The sequence below is a fragment of the Georgenia deserti genome (assembly GCF_042680605.1).
Classification (GTDB): Bacteria; Actinomycetota; Actinomycetes; order Actinomycetales; family Actinomycetaceae; genus Allobogoriella; species Allobogoriella deserti.
This window is the reverse complement of record NZ_JBHUEE010000002.1, coordinates 585,216-604,988: the sequence shown is the minus strand read 5'-3', so window position 1 is coordinate 604,988 and position 19,773 is coordinate 585,216. Positions and strand designations below refer to the sequence as shown.

Below are 19,773 nucleotides of genomic sequence, written 5' to 3'. Positions count from 1 at the left end.
TGACAGCGGTGCGGCCGACGACGGCGGGCCGGCACGTCACGTCGCCGGCACCGGCGGCGGACAGACTGTCGGCGACCACGGCGCCGGCCGGCTGACGACCGCGCCGGGCCGGCACCCACGCCCCGGACCCGCCATAGGTCAGTATGTCCCGACAAATGTTGACGGTGGTGGGTCGCTGCGCAAGACTGAGTCCGCGGTGAGGTGCGGGTCCGCCGTCGGGCGCCGGCACGGCCCGTGCGTCGACGACGACCGCCCGGCAGAAGGAGGCTGTGGATGACTGCGACCACGCAACGCCGAACCGACGCTCCGCCGCCCGCATCCGGGGGAGGGGCGCCGGGGCGCTCGCGGGGCCTGCACGCCGCGCTCACCGTGGTCCGGCTCGGGCCGGTGCTGCTGCTGGGGCTGATCGTGGCGATCATGGCGGCGCTGAGCCCGGTCTTCCTGACTGCGGTCAACCTCGGCAACGTCGGCCTGGAGGCCACCGTCGTCGCCATCCTCGCGCTCGGCCAGCTGCTGGTGATTCTCACCGCCGGCATCGACCTGTCCGTCGGGTCGGTGATCGCCATGTCCAGCGTCATCGCGGCGCTGTGGATCCGCGACCTCGACCTCGTCAGCGGCTGGCTGGTCATCCCGTCGATGATCCTGGTCGGCGGCCTGGCCGGCGGGGTCAACGGCACGCTCTTCGTCAAGGGCAAGCTGCCGCACCCCTTCCTGCCCACCCTGGCCATGCTCATGGTCGCGCGCGGCGTGGCCCTCATCGTCAGCGAGGGCCAACCCATCACCGGCATGCCGGAATCGGTCACCGCCCTCGGGTCGGAACGAATCGGCCAGGTGCCGCTGTCGGTGCTGCTCGTGGCCGGTCTCGCCGTCGTCGTCGGCGTGATCCTGAAACGGATCACCTGGGGCCAGTGGATCTACGCCATCGGCGGCAACCGCGAGGCCGCGCGGCGGGTGGGCGTGCCGGTGGACCGCGTGCTCATCTCCGTCTACGTCTTCTCCGGGATGTGCGCCGGCACCGCCGCCATCGTCGTCTCCGGCCAGACCAACTCGGCCTATCCGACGGCCGGGAACCTCATGGAGCTGTCGGCGATCGCCGCCGTCATCATCGGCGGCGCCAGCTTCTTCGGTGGCCGCGGCACGGTGATCGGCACGCTCGTCGGCGCGCTCATCCTGGGCGTCATCCAGAACGGCCTGAACCTGTTGAACGTCCAGAGCAGCTGGCAGTACGTGGCGCTGGGCACCGCCGTGGTCATCGCCGTCGAGATGGACGTGCTCCGCTCGCGCCTGGAGACGCGACTGCGCACGGTCCGCACGGAGGAGTCGGAGGAGCCGGAGGTGTCGAGGCATGAGTGAACCCACGGAACCGACCGCAGAGCCGACGGCGACCGGGGTGGCGGCCGAGCCGACCGCTCGATCGACCGCCGAGCCGCCCGTCCTCGAGGTCCGCGGCGCCGTCAAGCGCTTCGGCGCCGTCACGGCGCTGGCCGGGGTGGACCTCGCCGTCGGCCGCGGCCAGGTGGTCGGCCTGCTCGGGGACAACGGCGCGGGCAAGTCCACCCTCATCAAGGCCATCACCGGCGTGCACCGCCTCGACGAGGGCCAGATCCTCCTCGACGGCGCGGAGGTCTCCATCGACAGCCCGCCCACCGCGCGCGACCACGGCATCGAGGCCGTCTACCAGGACCTGTCGCTCTTCGACAATCTCGACGTCGTCACCAACCTCTACCTCGGCCACGAGCTCACCCGCCCACGCGGCATCCGCGGCATGCGCGGACTCGGCTGGCTGGACCGGCGGGCGATGCAGCGCGACGTCAAGGACCGGCTCGAGAAGCTCCAGGTCAACGTCCCCGACCTGCGCGGGCACGTCGGCCTGATGTCCGGCGGGCAGCGGCAGGCGATCGCCGTCGCCCGGGCGTGCGCGTTCGCCTCCCGGGTGCTCATCCTGGACGAGCCGACGGCCGCGCTCGGCGTGCGCGAGACCCGCAACGTGCTGGACACGGTGCGCCGGCTGCCCGCCGAGCACGACATCGCCGTCGTCCTCATCTCGCACAACATGGACCACGTGGTCCAGGTCTGCGATCACGCCGTCGTCATGCGGCAGGGCCGCGTCGTCGGCACCACCCGACCCTCCCCGGAGACGACCGAGGAGATGGTCGCCATGATCGTCGGCGCCAAGGAAGGCGCCGGACAGAAGGGAGCCCACCCATGAGGCCGACACGCACACGCGGCCGGAGGCCCGGGCGCACACCCGCGGCCCTGACCGGACTGGCCCTGACCGCCGCCCTCTCCCTCGCCGCCTGCGGCGGGGACGACGCCGGTTCGGGCGACGACGGCGCAGGCGGAGACGGCGGCGGGCAGCACACCATCGCCGTCAACCTCAAGACGCTGTCCTCGCCGTACTGGCTGCAGGTCGCCGGGGGAGTCGAGCGGGCGGCCGAGGAGACCGGCGCGGACGTGTCCCTGCAGGGCGCGACCGCCGAGACCGAGGTCCAGGAGCAGATCGACCAGGTACGCACCGCCATCACCCAGCAGGTCGACGCGCTCGTCGTCGCCCCGACCCAGGCCGAGCAGCTGCAGCCGATCCTCGAGCAGGCCGTGGACCAGGACATCCCGGTCCTGCTGGTGGACACCGACATCGAGGGCTGGGACGCCAAGGAGACCTTCGTCGGCACGGACAACTACCAGGCCGGTGTCACCGCGGGCGAGCACATCCTCGAACAGCAGGACAGCGGCTCGATCGCGCTGATCCGCGGCGTGCCGGGCAACCCGTCGACCGACTCGCGGGTCGAGGGCGTCATCGACACCCTGGAGGGGTCTGGGATCGAGGTCGCCGCCGACCTGGCCGCCAACTCCGACCGGGCCGAGGGCCGCTCGGTGATGGCCGACATCCTGCAGTCCAACCCCGACGTCGACATGGTCTTCGCCGCCAACGACGACATGGCGCTCGGCGCCCTGGAGGCGATCAAGTCCGCCGACGTGGCGATGGACGACATCACGGTCATCGGCGTCGACGGCACCAGCGACGCGGTCGACTCGATGCTCGCCGGCGAGCTGGACGCCAGCATCGCCCAGAACTCCTTCGACATGGGCAGGACCGCCGTGGAACAGGCGGTCCAGCTCCTCGACGGCGAGGACATCGAGGACCGGGTGGACACCGGCGTGACCGTCGTGACGCCCGACAACGCCGAGGAGTACGGCCAGCAGCTCGAGGAACAGGAGGCGGACTCGCCGTGAGCGCGCCGCTCGGTGTCGGCGTGGTCGGACTCGGCGCGATGGGCGCCAGCCACGTCGACACCCTCGTCACCCAGGTGCCCGGGACCGCCGTCACGGCCGTCCACGACGCCGACGCCGGCCGCGGCGCCGAGGCGGCCGCCCGCCTGTCCGCCCGGGAGGCGACCGATCCGCTGGACCTGGTAGCCGACCCGGGCGTGGACGCCGTCGTCGTCTGCTCGCCGGACCCCACGCACCTCGAGATCGTGCTCGCGTGCGTCCGGGCGGGAAAGCCCGTGCTGTGCGAGAAGCCGCTCGGGGTCACCGCCGAGGAGTCGGCGCAGGTGGTCGAGGCCGAGTCGGCCGCGGGCCGCCGCCTCGTCACGGTCGGGTTCATGCGCCGGTTCGACCCGGCCTACCTGGACCTGCGCGAGGCCGTCGCCGCGGGCGCGGTGGGCCGGCCGGTGCTGGTGCACAACGTCCACCGCAACGCCGCTCCGCACCCGGCGGCCACGGACGAGAGCGTGGTCGTCAACTCGATGGTGCACGAGCTCGACGTGCTGCCGTGGCTGCTCGGGGGCGCGGTGACCGGGGTGCACGTCCGCGCCCCGCAGGGCGAGGGACTGCGCGACCCGCAGCTCGCCGTCGTCGAGCTCGACGGCGGCCGGGTCCTCGCCAGTGTCGAGGTCTACCTGGCGGCCCGCTACGGCTACGACATCCGCTGCGAGGTGGTTGGCACCGACGGCACGGTTGCGCTGCGGCCACCGGGCACGCTGGTCCACGCCGTCGCCGGCAGCCAGGGCACCCCGGTCCCCGCCGACTTCCGCATCCGGTTCGCCGAGGCCTACCGCCGCGAGCTGCTCGCCTGGGCCGGGGCCGCCCGCGAGGGCGGCGCGACCGGGGCGACGGCGTGGGACGGGCACGTCGCGAACCTCGTCTCCGCCGCCGGGGTGCAGTCGCTGCACAGCGGCCAGTCGGTGGCCGTGCCGGCGGCGTCCGTGCCGGAGCTGTACCGGTGAGCAGCCCGCGAGGAGGGGACGGGACCGGCACGCTGCGGATCGGCGTCGTCGGCCTCGGCCGGATCGGCGCCGAGCACGCGGCCGTGGTGGCCGGGCACCCGCGGGTCGGCGAGGTGGTCGTCGCGGACGCGGTGCGCTCCCGGGCCGACGACGTCGCCACCCGCGTCGGCGGCCGTGCGGCGGATCTGGACGACCTCGACGACGCCGCGCTCGACGGGCTGATCATCGCGACCGCCACCGCGACGCACGCCGACCTCATCGAGCGGTTCCTGCCGCTCGGCGTGCCGATCCTGTGCGAGAAGCCGATCGCGCTCGATCTCGCCGGCACCACCCGCATCGTCGAGCAGGTGCGCGCACGCGGGGCGGCGGTGACGGTCGGGTTCCACCGCCGGTTCGACGCCGGCTACCACCGGGCGCGTGCCGCGCTGCGTTCGGGTGAGCTGGGGGAGCTGCGCCGAGCCCATCTGCTGACCTGCGACTCGACGCCGCCCCCAGCCGAGTTCATCCGGGCCTCCGGCGGCATCGTCAAGGACTGCCTCATCCACGACATCGACATCCTCCGCTGGCTCACCGGCCAGGAGATCGAGACCGTCCACGCCACCGGCGTGAACCGCGGCGCGGCCTACATCGGCGAGGCCGGCGACGTCGACGAGGCGGCCGCGCTCCTGACCCTGACCGACGGCACGATCGCCACCGCGCACACCTCCCGGTACAACGGCGCCGGGCACGACGTCCGCGCGGAGCTGGCGGGCACCGGCGGCACGATCGCGATCGGACTCGACGACCGCATGCCGCTGCGGTCGGCCGAGCCGGGAGCCAGGGACCCGCCGCCCGGCCCGCCATGGCAGAACTTCTGGGAACGGTTCCTGCCGGCCTACCGCGCGGAGCTGGGCGCCTTCGTCGACCTGGTGGCGGCGGAGCGTGACGACGGCGGGCCGCAGGCCGGGACGGCCGACGCCGCCACCCCCGAGGACGCGCTCGCCGCGCTCCGGGTAGCTGAGGCCGCGATGCTGTCGATGGCCGAGCACCGACCGGTCGCGGTCCGCGAGGTCGGATCAGCGCCGGCGTGAGGCGGGCGTGCTACCCGGGGGGAACTGCTGGCGGCCCGTGCTCGTCGTAGAGGTCGTCAGTGGCGAGCGACGGATGCCCCATCGCGTCCATCTCGCGGTCGCTGCGCTCGAGGAGATCGTCGATCTGGTTCGCGCTCATCGGTACACCTTTCTACCGTGAAAAGGTATAGGGCTACCGCGACGGATGCGTGGCGCACGCCTTTACCAAGAAGTCGAGAAGCTCACGGTCACCCTCACGACAGAGGAGAACCGGGAACGACCGTTTATGGCGCAAGGCTGGCGATTCTCCGTGAGGGCCGCCCGGATCGCTCCAGTTGCGAGCTGTGCAAGTAGATGCGAGACTGGCGAAATGAACGGATCGAACCACGAGCACTATCCGCGCCGGTTCGAGACAGTCCAGTCTTTGACGCCCCAGCAGGCTCAGGCACTACTCGATTCCGTACCTGCCCGCCCGCGTCGTCAGCTCGGGTTCCGAGACCATGTCAGTGCGATCGCCACTGCTGGGCTGTCACTCGCCTCCGGAGTGTTGGCCCTCTCAGGGCATCCTTGGTGGGCGATCCTTCCGGCCGTGGCGGCTATCATCATCGGCAGTAGCTGGATCGCCAGCCGTCGGCAGCGAACCAACGAGCCCCGGCTCGGACCGACCAGCCTGGTCGCCGCGGTGTTCGGTGCCTGGCTGATCCTGCCCATCTACCGGGCGATTCGGTTCGGGGAGGCCGCTCCATTTCCAGAGCTTCTCGTACTCGGAGGGCTAGCCCCAGCAGCGTGGCTCGCGTACTACCTTTGGCTCCTCATTCGGCGCTGAAGCCAGCCATGGGATATCAGGACCTGGACGCACACCTGCTCACACCCAAGCGCTTCGTCACGCTGGCGCACCTCAACCAGGTCGAGCAAGCGGACTACCCCGCCCTGCAAGAGGTCACCGGCATGACAACCCCCGATCTCTCCAAGATCATCCGCGACCTCGAAGCTCGCGGGCTCATCGAGGTGAACAAGCTACGCAAGAACCGCTACAGCTACACCCTGGTTGAGCTCAGTGCCGATGGCCGCAAGCAGTTCGGTCGCCTCATGCAGACGCTGACCGAGACTGCCGGCAAAGCTCCGGGATCTGCTCAGTAGATGAGGCGGGTGGCGCCGTGCCGCGACGTCGACGCCCAGGAGCTTTAGCCGTCGGCTCGCTGACCGCTGGGGGCCGCCTATCAGCGATCCATCCCTTTCGTGAAGGCGACGCCCGCTCGCAGAGCCCCTATGTCGTCTGGGCCGCGGGTGATCGCGCCGACGGACTGCGGCGAGATCTCGTGCGGTTGACGTCGGGCGGCCGACGGACCTGGCAGGGTGGGGGACGATGAAGATCGTCATCGCCGGCGGGTCCGGCTCACTGGGCCGGGCGCTCGCCGCCGACCTTGCCGCGCCCGGCCACGAGACAGTCGTCCTGACGCGCTCGCCCGGACGCGCGGACTACGGCGGCGCGGATGTGCGGGAGGTGGCGTGGGACGCCCACACGGTCGGCGACTGGGCGGACGAGTTGCGCCCGACGGCGGAGGGCGGGGGCCGCCGTCGTCAATCTCGCCGGGAAGCTCGTGGACTGCCGCCCGACCGAGGCCAACATCGACCAGCTGCGTGACTCCCGCGTCGAGGCCACCCGAGCCCTCGTCGAGGCCAGTACGCGACTCGCGGCTCCGGTGTCGCGCTGGCTCCAGGCCTCGACGACGGCGATCTACTCCGACGCCGGCGAACAGCGGATCACCGAGTCGAGCCCAATCCCGGACCCGGGACTGCCGCAGATGACCGGCGTCGCCCGGCCCTGGGAGGCGGCCGCCGCCGACGCACACACCGCACACCTCGTGACACTGCGCACCTCGGTCGTGGTCGACGCGGACACCCCGGCGCTCGACCGGCTCATGCTCCTGGCCAAGCTCGGCGTGGGCGGCACGGTCGGCACCGGCCGGCAGTGGTTCAGCTGGATCCACATCCGCGACTGGCTGCGGATCGCCCGCGCAGCTCTGGGCCTGGAACCCGGCGTCGACCTCCCGCCCGGCACGGTCATCGCCGCGACCGACCGGCCGATCCGGAACCGGGACCTGATGGCGGGCCTCCGGCGGGCGGCCGGGCGGCGGTTCGGTCTCCCGACGCCGGCCCCGCTCGTCCGGCTCGGCAGCGTGTTCCTGCGGACCGATCCGCTGCTCGCCCTCACCGGGCGGCACACCACCTCGGCGGTCCTCGCCGACCTCGGCTGGGAGTTCGAGTTCCCGACGTTCGACGCGGCGCTCGCGGACCTGCTGCGGCGCTGACGCGCGGTCCACCGTCGCGGCGGCCGGCGCCAGCGCATCAGGCCGATGCGACGGGCCGCCGCGACGGAGCCGCGCGACACGCGCTTCCAGTCGGCGGAAGGCCGCACGCTCGTGACACGGCGTCCCTTTACCGTGAACGGGCGGTGACGATGCCGCCCACTGCCGGGGGAAGGAACGTGAGTGACGCAGCTGTGGGACCCGGAGCTCGACACCAGGCCGTGGCACGAGGTCCTGGCGTGGCAGCGTGCGCAGCTGCCCGGGTACCTCACCGACCTGCGTCGCCGGTCCGGCTTCTACGCCGACCGCCTGCCCGAGGCGGCGGTCGCGGACGCCACCGAGGACGACGCCTGGCACCAGATCCCGTTCCTCACCAAGAACGACATCCGCGCGAACCAGCGCGAGCGTGCCGAGGACCTGCTCCTCGGCACGCTCCAGTCCGTGCCGAACGACCGCATCGTCCAGGTGGTCGGCTCCTCCGGGACCACGGGCAACCCGACGTTCTACGGCCTGACTGCCCGCGACCTGCAGCGGTGGACCGACTCGCTGACCAACTGGATCACCACCGCCGGCGTCGGCCCCGGGAACGTCGTCGCGCTGACGACCGGCATGCCGATGGTGGCCGGCGGGATGCCCTACGCCGACGCCATCCGAGCCGCCGGCGCGACTCTCGCCTGGGTCGGCGGCCAGACCACCGAACGGATGTGCCGGCAGCTCGAGCTGCTGCGGGTGGACACCCTCATGGGCACCGCCTCGTTCGTGTCCTTCTTCTCCGAACGCTGTGAGCAGGAGCTCGGCTACCCCGCCCGCGACCTCCCGATCCGACAGATCCTCGCCGGCGGTGAGCCCGGTATGGCCCAGCCGGAGGCACGCCGGCGCGTGCTGGACGCGTGGGGCGCCGGCCGGCTCAGTGAGGTCATGGGCCTGTGCGACGTCCTCGCCGGCATCTGGTCCCAGTGCGGCGCCGGTGCGGGGATGCACTTCACCGCGGCCCGTGACGTCCACGTCGAGCTGATCGATCCCGGTACCGGGGAGCCGGTCGCCTGGGACGACGGCGCACTGGGAGAGGCCGTCTACACCCACCTGAACCGCGAGGCGACGCCGGTGGTGCGCTACCGCTCGCGCGACCACATGCGCGTGGTCGGCACCTCGTGCGCCTGCGGGCGGATGAGCCCGCGCGTGGAATGCGTCGGCCGCACCGACGACATGCTCATCTACAAGGCCATGAACGTCTTCCCCGGTGACATCCGCGATGTCGTCATGGACCGCTTCGCCGACCGGATCGCCGGCCCGATGCGACTGCGCAAGGATCACGCCGACCAGGTCCGGTTCGACGCCCCCATCCCGCTCGAGGTCGAGATCGCCGACCTCGGCGACGGCGCACTCGCCGCCGAGATCGAGGAGCACGTACGTACCGCGTTGCGTGTGCGCGTGGCTGTCGAGGCGCTCGAGCCCGGCAGCATCCCGCTCGGCATGATGAAGAACGCCCTCACCTATGTCCGGAACTGACCGATCCGGCAGCGCGACGGCGCGGGCCGGCCCGACCTCGAAGGAGAGATCGTGCACCGCAGACGAACCACCGGCATCTGGATCGCAGGGGTCGCCGCCGCGACCCTGGCACTGGCGTCCTGCGAGGGCGGCGTGGTCGACGACGGCGCCGACGGCGGGGGCGGGGGCGCCGGCGAGTTCACTCTCGTGCTGACCTCGCCGACGATGTCCGACCAGCACCCGGACCTGCACCCGTGGATGGAGCAGATCACCGAACGCACCGATGGTCGCGTGCAGTTCGAGACCCACTTCGACGGGTCGCTGTGCTCGCTGGCCGACACCAGTGCCTGCATCAGCGACGGACGCGCCGACCTCGGCTTCCACTCCTCGTCCTACAACCCGGCCGAGTTCCCCATCACCGAGATCGGCTCCATGCCGTTCCAGACCAGCGACATCCAGGCACAGGGGCTGGCGATGCAGCAGTTGTGGAACGAGTCGGAGGAATGGCAGGCCGAGTTCGACAGCGCCAACCAGCACCTGCTGTTCTTCAGTCCGGTCGGTCCGCACCAGCTCACGATGGCGCAGGAGGTGGACAGCCTCGAGGACCTGAACGGGCTGAGCGTGCGCTCCACCGGCGGACAGTCGATCAACCTCGACGTGCTCGGTGCCGACCCGGCCGCTATCGCGCCGGTTGAGGTCTACGAGGCCATCGAACGCGGCGTCCTCGACGGTGCGAGTTACCCGATCGAGCTCGCCGCGCAGAGTCAGGTCGCCGAGGTGGCGCCCTACGTCTACGACTTCGGCGAGCACACCGGCAGCATGGTCATGATGATGTGGTCCATGAACCTCGAGACGTGGGAGTCCCTGCCGGGGGACGTGCAGGACGTCATCACCGAGGTCAGCGAGGAGATCCTGGACGGGATCGTGCCGGACTACGCCGTCCCTGCGATCGAGGGGGCGTGCGAGGCGATCGCGGACGCCGGCGGTGAGTTCCACCCGATCGGCACCGAGGAGGAAGGGCAGGCGCTCGAGGACGAGGCGCTGCCACAGCACATGGATCAGTGGACCGGCGCGGTCGAGGGCGGTCTCGAGGACCCGCAGGCCTTCCTCGACCGTTACCACGAGCTTCTCGAGGAGAACGCCAGCGGCGACCAGCGCACGCCCGGCGAGATCTGCCGCGAGCATCTCGGCTGAGGCCGCCCCATCGGAACGAGGTTGCAGAATCCGTCGAAAAACGCGCGGATTCTGCAACCTCGTTCGCGTGCTGGGCCGCGTCGTCACCGTCGGCGGGCACCACAGAATCCACACGGGCCTCGAGGTCCCCCTCCGTCCACAGCCCTGTCCTTGAGCGGCCTCACCTGGGGACGGCGCGCACGCCGGCGCGACGACCCGCGCACGATCTCGCCCATGAACCGGAACGAACGCGACATCGCCGAGCGTGCGCTGTGTCGTCTGTCGGTGCTCGGCGTCTTCACCACGGCCATGGCCTACCGCGCTGGTCTCACGCCGGCCGTCGCCCGGCGCCGCATCGCGAACGAGCGGTGGATCCCGGTCGCGGGTCGAGGCCTGATCGACCACGGCGACCTCGCCGGAGAGGAACCCGATTCGGCTCGCCGCCGAGCGGTGGCCGGCGGGCTGACCTGGCCGACGGCGATCGTCTGCCACCGCACGGCGGGCCTGCTGCACGACTTCCCGATCGCCGACGACGGCGAGACGCATCTCGCCGTCGAAGGCCGCCGAGCCTCCTACCGGGGCCTCACTCCACACGTCCACCCCGTCGACGCCGACGACGTTGTCCGGAGATATGCCACCGGCGTGACGAGCAGACGTCGCACCGCTCTCGACTGTCTGGCGCTCCTGCCGCCGCGGGAGGCCGAACGGTTGCTGGCGTGGTTGCGCACCCGGGAGGTCGTGACCCTGGACGACCTCACCCAGGAGATCGAGGCGCGGCGAGGACGACCAGGCGTGCGGCAGTTGCGCCATCTCGTCGCACTGACCGAGGGTGGCGCGCTGAGCGAGCTCGAGCGGCGGCTCCACCAGCTCTTGCGCCAAGCAGGACTGACCGGCTGGGAGGCGAACGTGCCGGTCGTGGTCGGAGGCCGGATCCTCGCGAACGTGGACGTGCTCTTCCCCGCCCACCGGGTAATCATCGAGGCCGACGGCGAGGAGGCTCATCGAGATCACGAGAGGGATCGGGCCCGGCGGAATGCCCTGTTGCTGGCGGGGTACGCGGTGCTGCAGTTCACGTGGAGCCAGGTGAACGAACAGCCGGATCTCGTGATCACCCAGATCCTCCAGGCGTTGCGGCAGGCTCAGCCGGCCTGAGCCGCGCGATCCGCGAACGAGCGCGATCCGCGAACGAGGTTGCAGAATCCGTCGAAAAACGCGCGGATTCTGCAACTTCGTTCGGGTCGTGGGCCGATCGGGACGACGACCCCGCACCCGACCCAGCCCGTAGACTGTCCGGCGTGCCTGCCGCCTTGACCAAGTCGCGCGTGACCACCGCTCCGGGCAAGGAGACGGTCCTTGCCGGAGCCGTCGACCTCGCGCGCTCGGCCGCCGAACGCATGGCACGGCCGGGCGAGCTCGGGGAGCACCTGGGCGTGGTTGTCGAAGCGGAGCGACTCCTCACCCATGTCTTCCAGGCCCACGTGCCCGGGTACCGCGGTTGGTGCTGGGCCGTCACGCTCGCCCGCCCGCCACGTGCCCGCACCGCGACGATCTGTGAGGTCGCCCTCCTGCCGGGCGACGACGCCATCCTCGCCCCGGAGTGGGTGCCCTGGGCCGAGCGGCTCAGCCCCGAGGACGTCGGCCCCGGTGATGTGCTGCCGTACGTCGAAGAGGACCCACGGCTCGAGCAGGGCTTCGAGGCCACTGGGGAGGAGGACCTCGACGAGCTCGCCATCTTCGAGCTCGGCCTCGGCCGCCGGCGTGTGCTCAACGCGGACGGGCGCCGCCAGGCGATGACCCGCTGGTACGAGGGCGACCACGGCCCGAACGCGCCCGCCGCCAAGGCAGCGAAGGCCCCGTGCTCCACATGCGGCTTCTTCCTCAAGCTTGCCGGGTCGCCCCGCCGCATGTTCGGGGTGTGCGCGAACGAGTGGTCCCCGGACGACGGTCGCGTCGTCTCCGTCGATCATGGCTGCGGCGCGCACTCCGAGACCCGGGGGCCCGAGCCGGCCCGGCTGTGGAAGCCGGCGGACCCGGTCATCGACGAGCGCGACCTCGAAGTCATCGCCACCGAACCGCTGCGGCCGGTCCGCTCCGAGAGCACCGGTGACGGTGCAGACGACGGCACGAATGACGATGCCGCCGGCAACTCGGGCGACGCCGCAGCTGAGACGAAGAACGATGACGAGACCGCAGCGCAGGCTCCGCCTGCCGGTGGCAGGAAGAGCACCGCCGCCGGCCGGAAGAAGGCCGGCGCCGGTGGCCGGAGGAAGTCCGGCGCGAAGGCCGAGAAGGACGCCGCCCCGAGCGCTGAGAAGGCCGCCGGACCCGATCAGGACGACTCAGGAGACGCCGGACGGGCATGAACGCCCGAGGGCGCTCAGCCGGGCCCGATCCTTTCGACACCGCCGCGTTGCGTGACGCCGCGCTCGATACCTGGCGGCGCGACCCGTCGCGGTTGCGCCAGGACGCCAACCTCGAGGAGGACCACGCGCGCGGCTCGTACCGCGACCGGGTGATCGTCGAACTCGCCCAGAACGCCGCCGACGCCGCGGCCGAGGCCGGCGTCCCCGGTGACCTCGTGTTCCGGCTGACCTCCACCGAGGACGGCGGCGAGCTCCTCGCCGCCAACACCGGCAGGCCGCTCACCCGCGCGGGCGTCGCCGCATTGGCCACACTGCGCGCCTCTGCCAAGAGAGCCGGCGAGGCTCCCACCGTCGGCCGCTTCGGCGTCGGCTTCTCCGCCACACGCTCCCTCAGCGACGAGATCACCGTGGCTACCCGCACCGAGCACGGCCCCGCCGGCGTGCGGTTCTCGCTCGCCGAGACGGCCGCCCTGCTCGACCGGGCCGCCGATGACATCCCGGACCTCGCCCGCGAGATCGCCCGGCGCCACGGCGACCTGCCGGCGCTGCGGCTGCCCGTCCCGCTCGAGGACACCGCAGCCGAGGCGCAGCTCGACCCGGGCCGCACCACCGCGGTGCGCCTGCGGCTGCGCGGGCCGGCCGAACGCGAAGCGGCGCGCTCGGCCCTCGAGGCCGTCGACGACGTCCTGCTGCTCGCGCTGCCGACGCTGCGCACCGTCCGCGTCGAGATCGACGACGCCCCTGCCCGCGTGCTCGCCGACGTCGGCTCGCGCTGGCGCACCGCCACCGCCGCGGGCCACCTCCCGGCGGGCCTGGTCGCGGATCGGCCGGTGGAGGAACGCGACCGCACCGGTTGGTCCGTCACCTGGGCGCTTCCGCGAGAGGAGTCCGGGTCTCCGCCGGCGCTGATCCACGCCCCTACCCCGACCGAGGACCCGGTGACACTGCCGGCGTTGCTCGTCGCGACCTTCCCGCTGGACCCGACGCGCCGCCACGCGGTTCCCGGCCCCGTCACCGAGTACCTGCTGGCGCGCGCCGCGGAGGTCTACGCCGACCTCGCCGTCCGGCTCGCCGGCGAAGGAGCGGCCGAGGAGGCGCTGGGGCTCGTCCCGACGGGACTGCCGGCCGGGCCGATCGACGGCGCCGTGCATGCGGCCGCGCTCGAGACCCTCGCCGGTGCGGGCCTGCTCACCGAGGTCGGTACGGGCGAGCTGATCACCGCCCGCTCCGCGCAGAGCCTGGCCGGACCGGCCGGGCAGGATCCCGAGGTGCTCGGCGCGCTCGCCCCGATGGTCGGCGGCCTCGTGCGCGTCCCGGCCCACCGTGAGGTTCACGCCCGCCGCCTCGGCGTCGCGATTCGCGACCTGGCCGACGTCGTCGAGACACTTCCAGCCGCCGGCCCGCCCGAGCGCTGGCGGCAGGTGTACGCCGCCCTCGCGCCGCACGCCGCGACCCACCGTGAAGCGCTCTCGGCCCTACCCGTGCCGCTGCACGACGGCACCACGTTCGCCCACGGCCCGCGCGGCCTGCTGCTGCCCTCGCCCGAGCTGACCGCGCTGCCGGCCGGTCTGCCCGGTCTACGGATCGTCCACCCGCGCGCCGCCCATCCGGTCCTGGCCACCGTCGGCGCCGTCGGGGCCGACGCTGTCACGCTCCTGCAGCAGCCCTCACTCCGTGCCGCGGTCGAGGATCCGGAGGGGCCCAGCGAACCACCGGCCGGCCAGCCGCCCGACGGCGTGAACCGCGCCGTCGCCGTCGTCCTCGATCTCGCCGCGCAGGCCGTCGAACGCCACGGGGACGACGTCGCGCTGCCGGCCTGGCTGGCCGAGCTGCCGCTACCGGTCGAGCGCACCCGCACCGACCTCGCACCCGCCGCCGAACTGACGATCCCCGGGTCGTGGGCCGCCGAGGTCCTCGACGCCCTGGAGCCGGTGGCCCGCCGCGTCCTCGACCACTGGGGCGGGCCCACCCTCGCGGCCGTCGGGGTGCGCGCCGGCCTCACCACGGTGACCGTCCCCGACGTCGTCGCGGATCCGGCCGCCGCGGACGAGACTCGGCTGGACGGCTGGAGCGACTACCTCGAGCACCTCGCCGAGATCCTCGGGCCGGGTGTGTGGGTCGGTGACCTCATCGCCGTCGCCGATCTCGACGCCGTCGCCGAGGGCGCGTGGCCGCAGGTCCTCGAGCGGCTCGCCGCGACCCCCGCCCTCCGCGCGGCGCTGCTCGACCCGGTGCGCGCCGAGGGCGGCGGCACCGGAACGGCGGCGCCGTCGTACACGGCCTGGTGGCTGCGCGAGGAACTCGGTGCGCCGTTCGCGCTCCCCGGGCGCCGCCGAGCGCCCTTCCTGACGGCGCCACCGGCCGGTATCGACCGTCTGGACGAGGCGGTGCTGGGCGCCGTCGGGGCGGTCGGCGACCTCGCGGAGTTGGACGCCGCCGGCTGGGACGCCTACCTCGACCGATGGCCGGAGGAGGGCACTGTCGACCTCACCGACGCCGTCGCCCTCTGGCTCGCGCTGGCCCGCGCCGCCACCGAGGGTGTGCGGTTCGATCCGCCGACGGTCGTTCCCGCACTCACCGGCGCGAACGCACGCATGTGCCCGGCCGACGACGTCGTGGTTGCGACGCCCATGTGGGCGCAGGCGGCCGCCGTCGTGCCCGCGCCGCTCGACCTCGTCGACGCCGTGGCCGACCTGCTCGACCTCGATGTCGCCCCGGACGTGCCACCGGCCGTCACCGGGCACCGCACCGGCCCGACTCCGGCGGCCGTCCGGACCCTCCTGCCGGAGGTGCCCGGCGAGTGGGTCGAGTGCGAGGAGCTGGAGGTCGACGGCTCGCCGGTGACCTGGTGGGTCAATCGCGGCACCGTCTACGCGACCAGCACCGCCGGGCTCGCGCGTTCCCTCGCGCACGCCGCCGGTTCCTGGCCGGCCCGGTTCGCCGTGGAGGCCGTGCTCACCGACCCCACCTTGCTCGGGGACGTCCTGACCGGGTGCGCGGGGGACCCGCCCGCAACCGGGCAGCGGTGATCACCGGCCGCCGCCGGCGCGACTCGACCGACGAGTCCCCGGCGCACACCGCCACCGGTCACTACTCTTCCCCCATGACGCAGGCGTGGGTCCGGGCCCTCACGGCGGCCCGGCTCCGCACCCGCAAGCATGGGGCCGCCCGCCGGGACAGCGGGCCGGCCGATCTCGGCCCGGGGGAGACCGGCACGAGCGAGACGGGCACGGAGAGCGGCACGAGCGAGACCACCGTCTTCTTCCGGCACCTGCCGTTCGCCGCCGTGCTGCTCGTCATCGTCCTCGTCGTGGCGGCCGTCGACCCGGCCCGCCTGGGTGATCCGCCCTTCTTCTCCGCGACCGTGCTCGGCGTGGCGGCCACGGTGGCCTCGATGATCCTGCCGTGGGAGCGGCTGCCCCGATGGAGCCCGGCCCTCGTGGCGTTGGCCGACATGGCCGTGGTGGTCCTCATCGAGGCGTCGGGCGTGCGTTGCTCGGTGCTGCTCGTCCTGCCGGTCCTGTGGCTCTCCACGAGCTTCGGGACCGCCGGCGTCGTCCTGTCCATCACCGCGGGCACGCTCGCCGTGTGGGTCCCGCTCTTCGCCGGGTCGATGCCGACCACGTTGGCGGAGCGGCACACGCTGGTCCCGCTGGCGCTGGCGGCCGCGGCGATCTACGTCTTCCTCGCCGAGCGGCGCTCGTCCGCGCGCCGGGCGCTGCTGTCGAAGCAGAGCGCGCTCGTGGAGGAGGCCCTCGAGTCGGCGAATGCGCATGACGTCCTGCTGCAGGGCATCCTCAACACCATCGACGTCGGTGTGGTGGCGCTGGACTCCTCCGGTCGCATCACCCACATCAACCGGACGATGACGGCGATGGTCGGCGGTGCGTACCGCGTCGGCGACCAGGTTGGGGATGGCGGTCTGCCGCCGGACTCCCCGGAGGTGGCAGCTCGGCAGGACGGCGAGGGGGCTACCTCCGAAGCCGGCACGCCGCACGCCGAGGACGCATCTCGTGACGTCGACGCACCTTGCCCACCGGGCGAGCGCACCAGCCCGGACGGCTCGCCGGTGCGGGACGAGGCCTCAGTCCTGCCCCGGGCGGCTGCCGGCGAGACCATCGACCGGGAGCTCGTCTTCGTCGGCAAGGGCGACCGCGAGCTCGCCCTGCGCGTCTCCGCCGCGCCACTGACCGATGACGACGGCGCCCGGACCGGTGCCGTCGTCGTGTACCAGGACGTCACGTCCGAGACCAACGCGCTGGCCCAGCGCGAGGAGTTCGTCTCGGCGGTCTCCCACGAACTGCGCACGCCACTGACGTCCGTGCTCGGCTTCCTCGAGCTCATCGAGGACACCCCCGGCGTGCCCGAGGAGGCCCGGGCGCACCTTCGGGTCGTCGCCCGCAACACCGACCGGCTGCTCCACGTCATCTCGGACCTGCTCACCGCAGCGCAGACCCGTAGCGGGCAGATCGAGCTGACCGCCACCCCGGTCGATCTGCGCGAGGTGGTGACCGACACCGTGCTCACGCACGAGCGCCGCGCGGGCGAACGGGGCGTGCGTCTGGTCAACCGGGCGGAGCGGCGGTGCGTGGTCCACGGCGACCGCACCCGGCTCGGACAGGTGGTGGACAACGTGGTCTCCAACGCCATCAAGTACTCCGACGACGGCGGCACGGTTGCCCTGGATCTCGCCGTCGAGGGGCCGCGTGCGCACCTGACCGTCCGGGACGAGGGGATCGGGATCGCCCACGAGGAGCAGGAGCGCGTCTTCGCCCGGTTCTACCGCGGTCATGCGGCCCGGTCCGGACCGGCGCCCGGCGTCGGGCTCGGTCTGCACATCACGCGCCAGCTCGTCGAGGCGCACGGCGGCACGATCGACCTCACCTCGAGCCCCGGCACCGGCACCACCGTGGACATCTATCTCCCCCTGGAGGACGGCCGATGAGTCTCGACGTCACGACGCTGCTGGTCTTCTCCTCGCTCATCACCGTGGTGATCTCCACGCTGTTCCTGGCCGAGACGTGGTCCCGGGACGCGCCGCTCGTCGACCGGCTGTGGTCGCTCGGGTTCGCGAGCGCGTTGTTGACCGCGTTGTGCTACGTCGCCGACGAGGCCGTGACCGGCTTGTGGTTCGCGCTCGCCCTCGGCAACGGCTTCCTCGTCCTGACGCCGATGGCTCTGTGGAACGGAATCCGCGTCTACGGCGGGCGCCGCTCCTTGGTCGAGGTCTCGATCGCCGCGTCGCTGGCGGCCGTGGTAGCCACGCTCGTGAGCTGGCCCGAGGGCGGCTCGTGGTCCGGCGCCTCGGTGTACCTCCTCGGCAACGCCGTGGGCTCCCTGCTCTCCGCCGTCGCCATGGCCCGGGCCCGCCGCTACGACGTCCGGGCGGCCCGCTACCTCACGGTCATCATGGCGATGGGCGGGTCCTACTTCCTGGTCCGCTGGGTGCTCTTCCTCATCGGCGGTGCCGACTCGGACCTGTTCCAGACCTACGCCGGGACCGGCATCGCCGCGATCCTCGTGCCGTTGTGGATGATCGGTGCGGCGTTCTCGATGATCGCCCTGCGGCAGACCCAGGAGCACAGCCGGCGCGAGGAGCAGGGCAACTTCGATCCCATGACGGGGGCGCGGACATGCCAGTCGTTCATCCCGCGCGCCGAGGCCGTGCTCCGCGCTCGTGCGGCGGACGGGTCGCCGGTGTGCGTGGTGACCGTCCGCCCGGAGCACTACGACGACATCGCCGTGGCCTTCGGCCGCGAGGCGGCGGACCGGGCTTTCGTCGCCGCGGGCGAGGTGACGATCAGCATGCTCCCGGGCCGCGCCGTCGTCGGGCGGGATCCGAACGGGCTGGCCTTCCAGGCGTTACTGCCCGGTGTTCCGCCCGAGGAGGCGGCGCGGTGGGCCGAGGATGTGCGCGCCGAACTGGTCGCGGAACCGTTCGAGACCCAGGGGACGCGGATGCGGCTGTCAGCACGGTTCGGGATCGCCTCCAGCCAGACGCACGGGTACGACCTGGACAGGCTGTGCGAGGCGTCGCGGGAGGCCTGCGGGCTCGGCGACGAACCGGTGACCTTGGCGCCCGGCACGGCGGAGCAGCCGTCGTAGCCGACGGCCATCCGCCCGCAGCTTGAGCTGCGGCGTTCCGGAGCTTGAGACTCGCCGGGTCTCGGCGGAACCTCAAGATCGGCTCCGAACTGCCCTTTGCCGACCTTGAAGGTCTCTTCAGCCGACCCTGCGCGCCCCTGGAGGCCGGGTTGAGGCGCCCTCGCCAGGCTTCGGTGACGGCGGGTCCCCCTCCGGCCCGCCGTCCCCGAACTGAAAAGAGTTCCCTGACGATGTGTGCACTCCCCTGCAGCTACACGCGTCCGGTGTCCGGTGCGGACACGACGGCGTCTCCACTGTCCGGCATCGGCCACGCCCCAGCGGGCACCCGGACGCCGGCCTTCCCCTCGCCCCCGTTCGAGGGCCCGACGGCGATGTTCACCGTCACCAACCGCCGGCACTGCCCCCGGCCGGCCCGGTCCCGTCACGCGACGTCGGTGAGCGCCGCGCGGCGATGAGCGGGTGAGCGAGTGGTGCCCGGGTGAGCGTCCTAGCGCTCGCTCGGGCGCCACGGCTCGCCCGGGGCCCGTTGATGCGGCTCGCGGGCGACGTGGCCGTCAGCTGGGAACGTCCGCCCGTAGCCTGGCCCCATGCGAAGCACAAAGCTCCTGGTGGCGGGCCTGCTCACGCTGTCGCTCGCTGCGTGTTCCTTTGACTCCGAACCGGGCTCCCCGTCGCCCACCAAGGACTCCCCGTCTCCCACCGAGGAGGGGCCGCAGCCGCTGAGCGAGGTCGGTAGCGTGACCGAGCTGCGCGACGCCCTCGTCGAGGCCGGCTACCCGTGCGCGGACTGGACGCAGACCAACGACGTGGCCAACGCGGCGGAGTCAGGGTCGTGCTCGGAGGAGGACCTCTTGTCCACCTACGCGTCCGAATCCGACCGCGATGCGCAGGTCACTCAGGAGCGCGCGAACAAGGACATGCTCCGTGAGGCAGGTATCGACCCCGGCTCGACGATCGTCGGTCCGAACTGGATGGTGAACCTCTCGGCCGGCACGGACATCGAGGGCATCCACGAGGTCCTGGGCGGCACCCTCATCAGCTGAAGCGGGCGAGTGCT

General features: G+C 72.5%; 17 protein-coding genes. 16 read left to right on the top strand and 1 reads right to left on the bottom strand.

What is annotated here, in order from left to right; translation table 11 throughout:
* Window positions 1-273: 273 nt before the first annotated feature.
* From ACFSE6_RS06370 to ACFSE6_RS06350, 5 genes are read left to right on the top strand one after another with little or no spacing between them, the layout of a single operon-like run.
* Window positions 274-1,353, top strand: coding sequence for an ABC transporter permease (locus ACFSE6_RS06370; protein ID WP_388003706.1), 1,080 nt, complete (start codon window positions 274-276; stop codon window positions 1,351-1,353).
* Window positions 1,346-2,209 carry an ATP-binding cassette domain-containing protein gene (locus ACFSE6_RS06365; protein WP_388003703.1) on the top strand — a complete coding sequence of 288 codons (864 nt, stop codon included), beginning with the start codon at window positions 1,346-1,348 and terminating at the stop codon, window positions 2,207-2,209. The genes ACFSE6_RS06370 and ACFSE6_RS06365 overlap by 8 nt, the downstream gene beginning before the upstream one ends.
* Entirely contained in the window at window positions 2,206-3,234 is a 1,029-nt protein-coding gene (locus tag ACFSE6_RS06360; RefSeq protein WP_388003700.1) for a sugar ABC transporter substrate-binding protein, read from the top strand. Before ACFSE6_RS06365 ends, ACFSE6_RS06360 begins: the two co-directional genes overlap by 4 nt.
* The gene (locus ACFSE6_RS06355; protein ID WP_388003697.1) at window positions 3,231-4,229 is read left to right on the top strand and encodes a Gfo/Idh/MocA family oxidoreductase; all 999 of its coding nucleotides are present in this window, start codon (window positions 3,231-3,233) and stop codon (window positions 4,227-4,229) included. The genes ACFSE6_RS06360 and ACFSE6_RS06355 overlap by 4 nt, the downstream gene beginning before the upstream one ends.
* 32 nt (window positions 4,230-4,261) lie before the next feature.
* Entirely contained in the window at window positions 4,262-5,299 is a 1,038-nt protein-coding gene (locus tag ACFSE6_RS06350; RefSeq protein WP_465254125.1) for a Gfo/Idh/MocA family protein, read from the top strand.
* 10 nt (window positions 5,300-5,309) lie between these two features.
* Here the strand turns inward: ACFSE6_RS06350 and ACFSE6_RS06345 are convergent, their stop codons facing one another.
* Entirely contained in the window at window positions 5,310-5,438 is a 129-nt protein-coding gene (locus ACFSE6_RS06345; RefSeq protein ID WP_388003691.1) for a hypothetical protein, read from the bottom strand.
* A gap of 674 nt (window positions 5,439-6,112) precedes the next feature.
* On the opposite strand from ACFSE6_RS06345, the gene ACFSE6_RS06340 reads away from it, so the two are divergent.
* The 11 genes from ACFSE6_RS06340 (at window position 6,113) to ACFSE6_RS06290 (ending at window position 19,759) form a co-directional block, all read left to right on the top strand.
* Window positions 6,113-6,418: a transcriptional regulator gene (locus ACFSE6_RS06340; RefSeq protein ID WP_388003688.1), complete on the top strand. Its 306-nt coding sequence runs from the start codon at window positions 6,113-6,115 to the stop codon at window positions 6,416-6,418.
* Between the two features lie 226 nt (window positions 6,419-6,644).
* Window positions 6,645-6,923 carry a hypothetical protein gene (locus tag ACFSE6_RS06335; RefSeq protein WP_388003685.1) on the top strand — a complete coding sequence of 93 codons (279 nt, stop codon included), beginning with the start codon at window positions 6,645-6,647 and terminating at the stop codon, window positions 6,921-6,923.
* On the top strand, window positions 6,880-7,590 hold the full coding sequence (locus ACFSE6_RS06330) for a DUF1731 domain-containing protein (protein WP_388003682.1): 711 nt from the start codon (window positions 6,880-6,882) through the stop codon (window positions 7,588-7,590). Before ACFSE6_RS06335 ends, ACFSE6_RS06330 begins: the two co-directional genes overlap by 44 nt.
* A gap of 180 nt (window positions 7,591-7,770) precedes the next feature.
* Window positions 7,771-9,096 carry a phenylacetate--CoA ligase family protein gene (locus tag ACFSE6_RS06325; protein WP_388003679.1) on the top strand — a complete coding sequence of 442 codons (1,326 nt, stop codon included), beginning with the start codon at window positions 7,771-7,773 and terminating at the stop codon, window positions 9,094-9,096.
* Between the two features lie 51 nt (window positions 9,097-9,147).
* A complete protein-coding gene (dctP, locus tag ACFSE6_RS06320; RefSeq protein WP_388003676.1) occupies window positions 9,148-10,269 on the top strand; it encodes a TRAP transporter substrate-binding protein DctP in 1,122 nt (373 codons plus the stop codon).
* Window positions 10,270-10,482: 213 nt separating this feature from the next.
* Window positions 10,483-11,400: a DUF559 domain-containing protein gene (locus ACFSE6_RS06315; RefSeq protein ID WP_388003673.1), complete on the top strand. Its 918-nt coding sequence runs from the start codon at window positions 10,483-10,485 to the stop codon at window positions 11,398-11,400.
* A gap of 143 nt (window positions 11,401-11,543) precedes the next feature.
* On the top strand, window positions 11,544-12,611 hold the full coding sequence (locus tag ACFSE6_RS06310) for a DUF3027 domain-containing protein (RefSeq protein ID WP_388003670.1): 1,068 nt from the start codon (window positions 11,544-11,546) through the stop codon (window positions 12,609-12,611).
* Window positions 12,608-15,640 (top strand): sacsin N-terminal ATP-binding-like domain-containing protein, encoded by a 3,033-nt coding sequence (locus ACFSE6_RS06305; protein ID WP_388003667.1) that lies wholly within the window; start codon window positions 12,608-12,610, stop codon window positions 15,638-15,640. Before ACFSE6_RS06310 ends, ACFSE6_RS06305 begins: the two co-directional genes overlap by 4 nt.
* Before the next feature lie 74 nt (window positions 15,641-15,714).
* Window positions 15,715-17,556 (top strand): ATP-binding protein, encoded by a 1,842-nt coding sequence (locus tag ACFSE6_RS06300; protein WP_388003664.1) that lies wholly within the window; start codon window positions 15,715-15,717, stop codon window positions 17,554-17,556.
* Window positions 17,553-18,716, top strand: coding sequence for a GGDEF domain-containing protein (locus tag ACFSE6_RS06295; protein ID WP_388003661.1), 1,164 nt, complete (start codon window positions 17,553-17,555; stop codon window positions 18,714-18,716). Before ACFSE6_RS06300 ends, ACFSE6_RS06295 begins: the two co-directional genes overlap by 4 nt.
* A gap of 587 nt (window positions 18,717-19,303) precedes the next feature.
* Window positions 19,304-19,759 (top strand): hypothetical protein, encoded by a 456-nt coding sequence (locus ACFSE6_RS06290; RefSeq protein WP_388003658.1) that lies wholly within the window; start codon window positions 19,304-19,306, stop codon window positions 19,757-19,759.
* Window positions 19,760-19,773 lie beyond the last annotated feature (14 nt).

What these genes read in the sequence shown, in the direction of transcription:
- ACFSE6_RS06365 (WP_388003703.1), top strand. Translation starts at nt 1,346, where the DNA reads ATGAGTGAACCCACGGAACCGACCGCAGAGCCGACGGCGACCGGGGTG.
- ACFSE6_RS06300 (WP_388003664.1), top strand. Translation starts at nt 15,715, where the DNA reads ATGACGCAGGCGTGGGTCCGGGCCCTCACGGCGGCCCGGCTCCGCACC.
- ACFSE6_RS06345 (WP_388003691.1), bottom strand. Translation starts at nt 5,438, where the DNA reads ATGAGCGCGAACCAGATCGACGATCTCCTCGAGCGCAGCGACCGCGAG.
- ACFSE6_RS06335 (WP_388003685.1), top strand. Translation starts at nt 6,645, where the DNA reads ATGAAGATCGTCATCGCCGGCGGGTCCGGCTCACTGGGCCGGGCGCTC.
- ACFSE6_RS06340 (WP_388003688.1), top strand. Translation starts at nt 6,113, where the DNA reads ATGGGATATCAGGACCTGGACGCACACCTGCTCACACCCAAGCGCTTC.
- ACFSE6_RS06370 (WP_388003706.1), top strand. Translation starts at nt 274, where the DNA reads ATGACTGCGACCACGCAACGCCGAACCGACGCTCCGCCGCCCGCATCC.
- ACFSE6_RS06290 (WP_388003658.1), top strand. Translation starts at nt 19,304, where the DNA reads ATGCGAAGCACAAAGCTCCTGGTGGCGGGCCTGCTCACGCTGTCGCTC.
- ACFSE6_RS06305 (WP_388003667.1), top strand. Translation starts at nt 12,608, where the DNA reads ATGAACGCCCGAGGGCGCTCAGCCGGGCCCGATCCTTTCGACACCGCC.
- ACFSE6_RS06360 (WP_388003700.1), top strand. Translation starts at nt 2,206, where the DNA reads ATGAGGCCGACACGCACACGCGGCCGGAGGCCCGGGCGCACACCCGCG.
- ACFSE6_RS06315 (WP_388003673.1), top strand. Translation starts at nt 10,483, where the DNA reads ATGAACCGGAACGAACGCGACATCGCCGAGCGTGCGCTGTGTCGTCTG.
- ACFSE6_RS06295 (WP_388003661.1), top strand. Translation starts at nt 17,553, where the DNA reads ATGAGTCTCGACGTCACGACGCTGCTGGTCTTCTCCTCGCTCATCACC.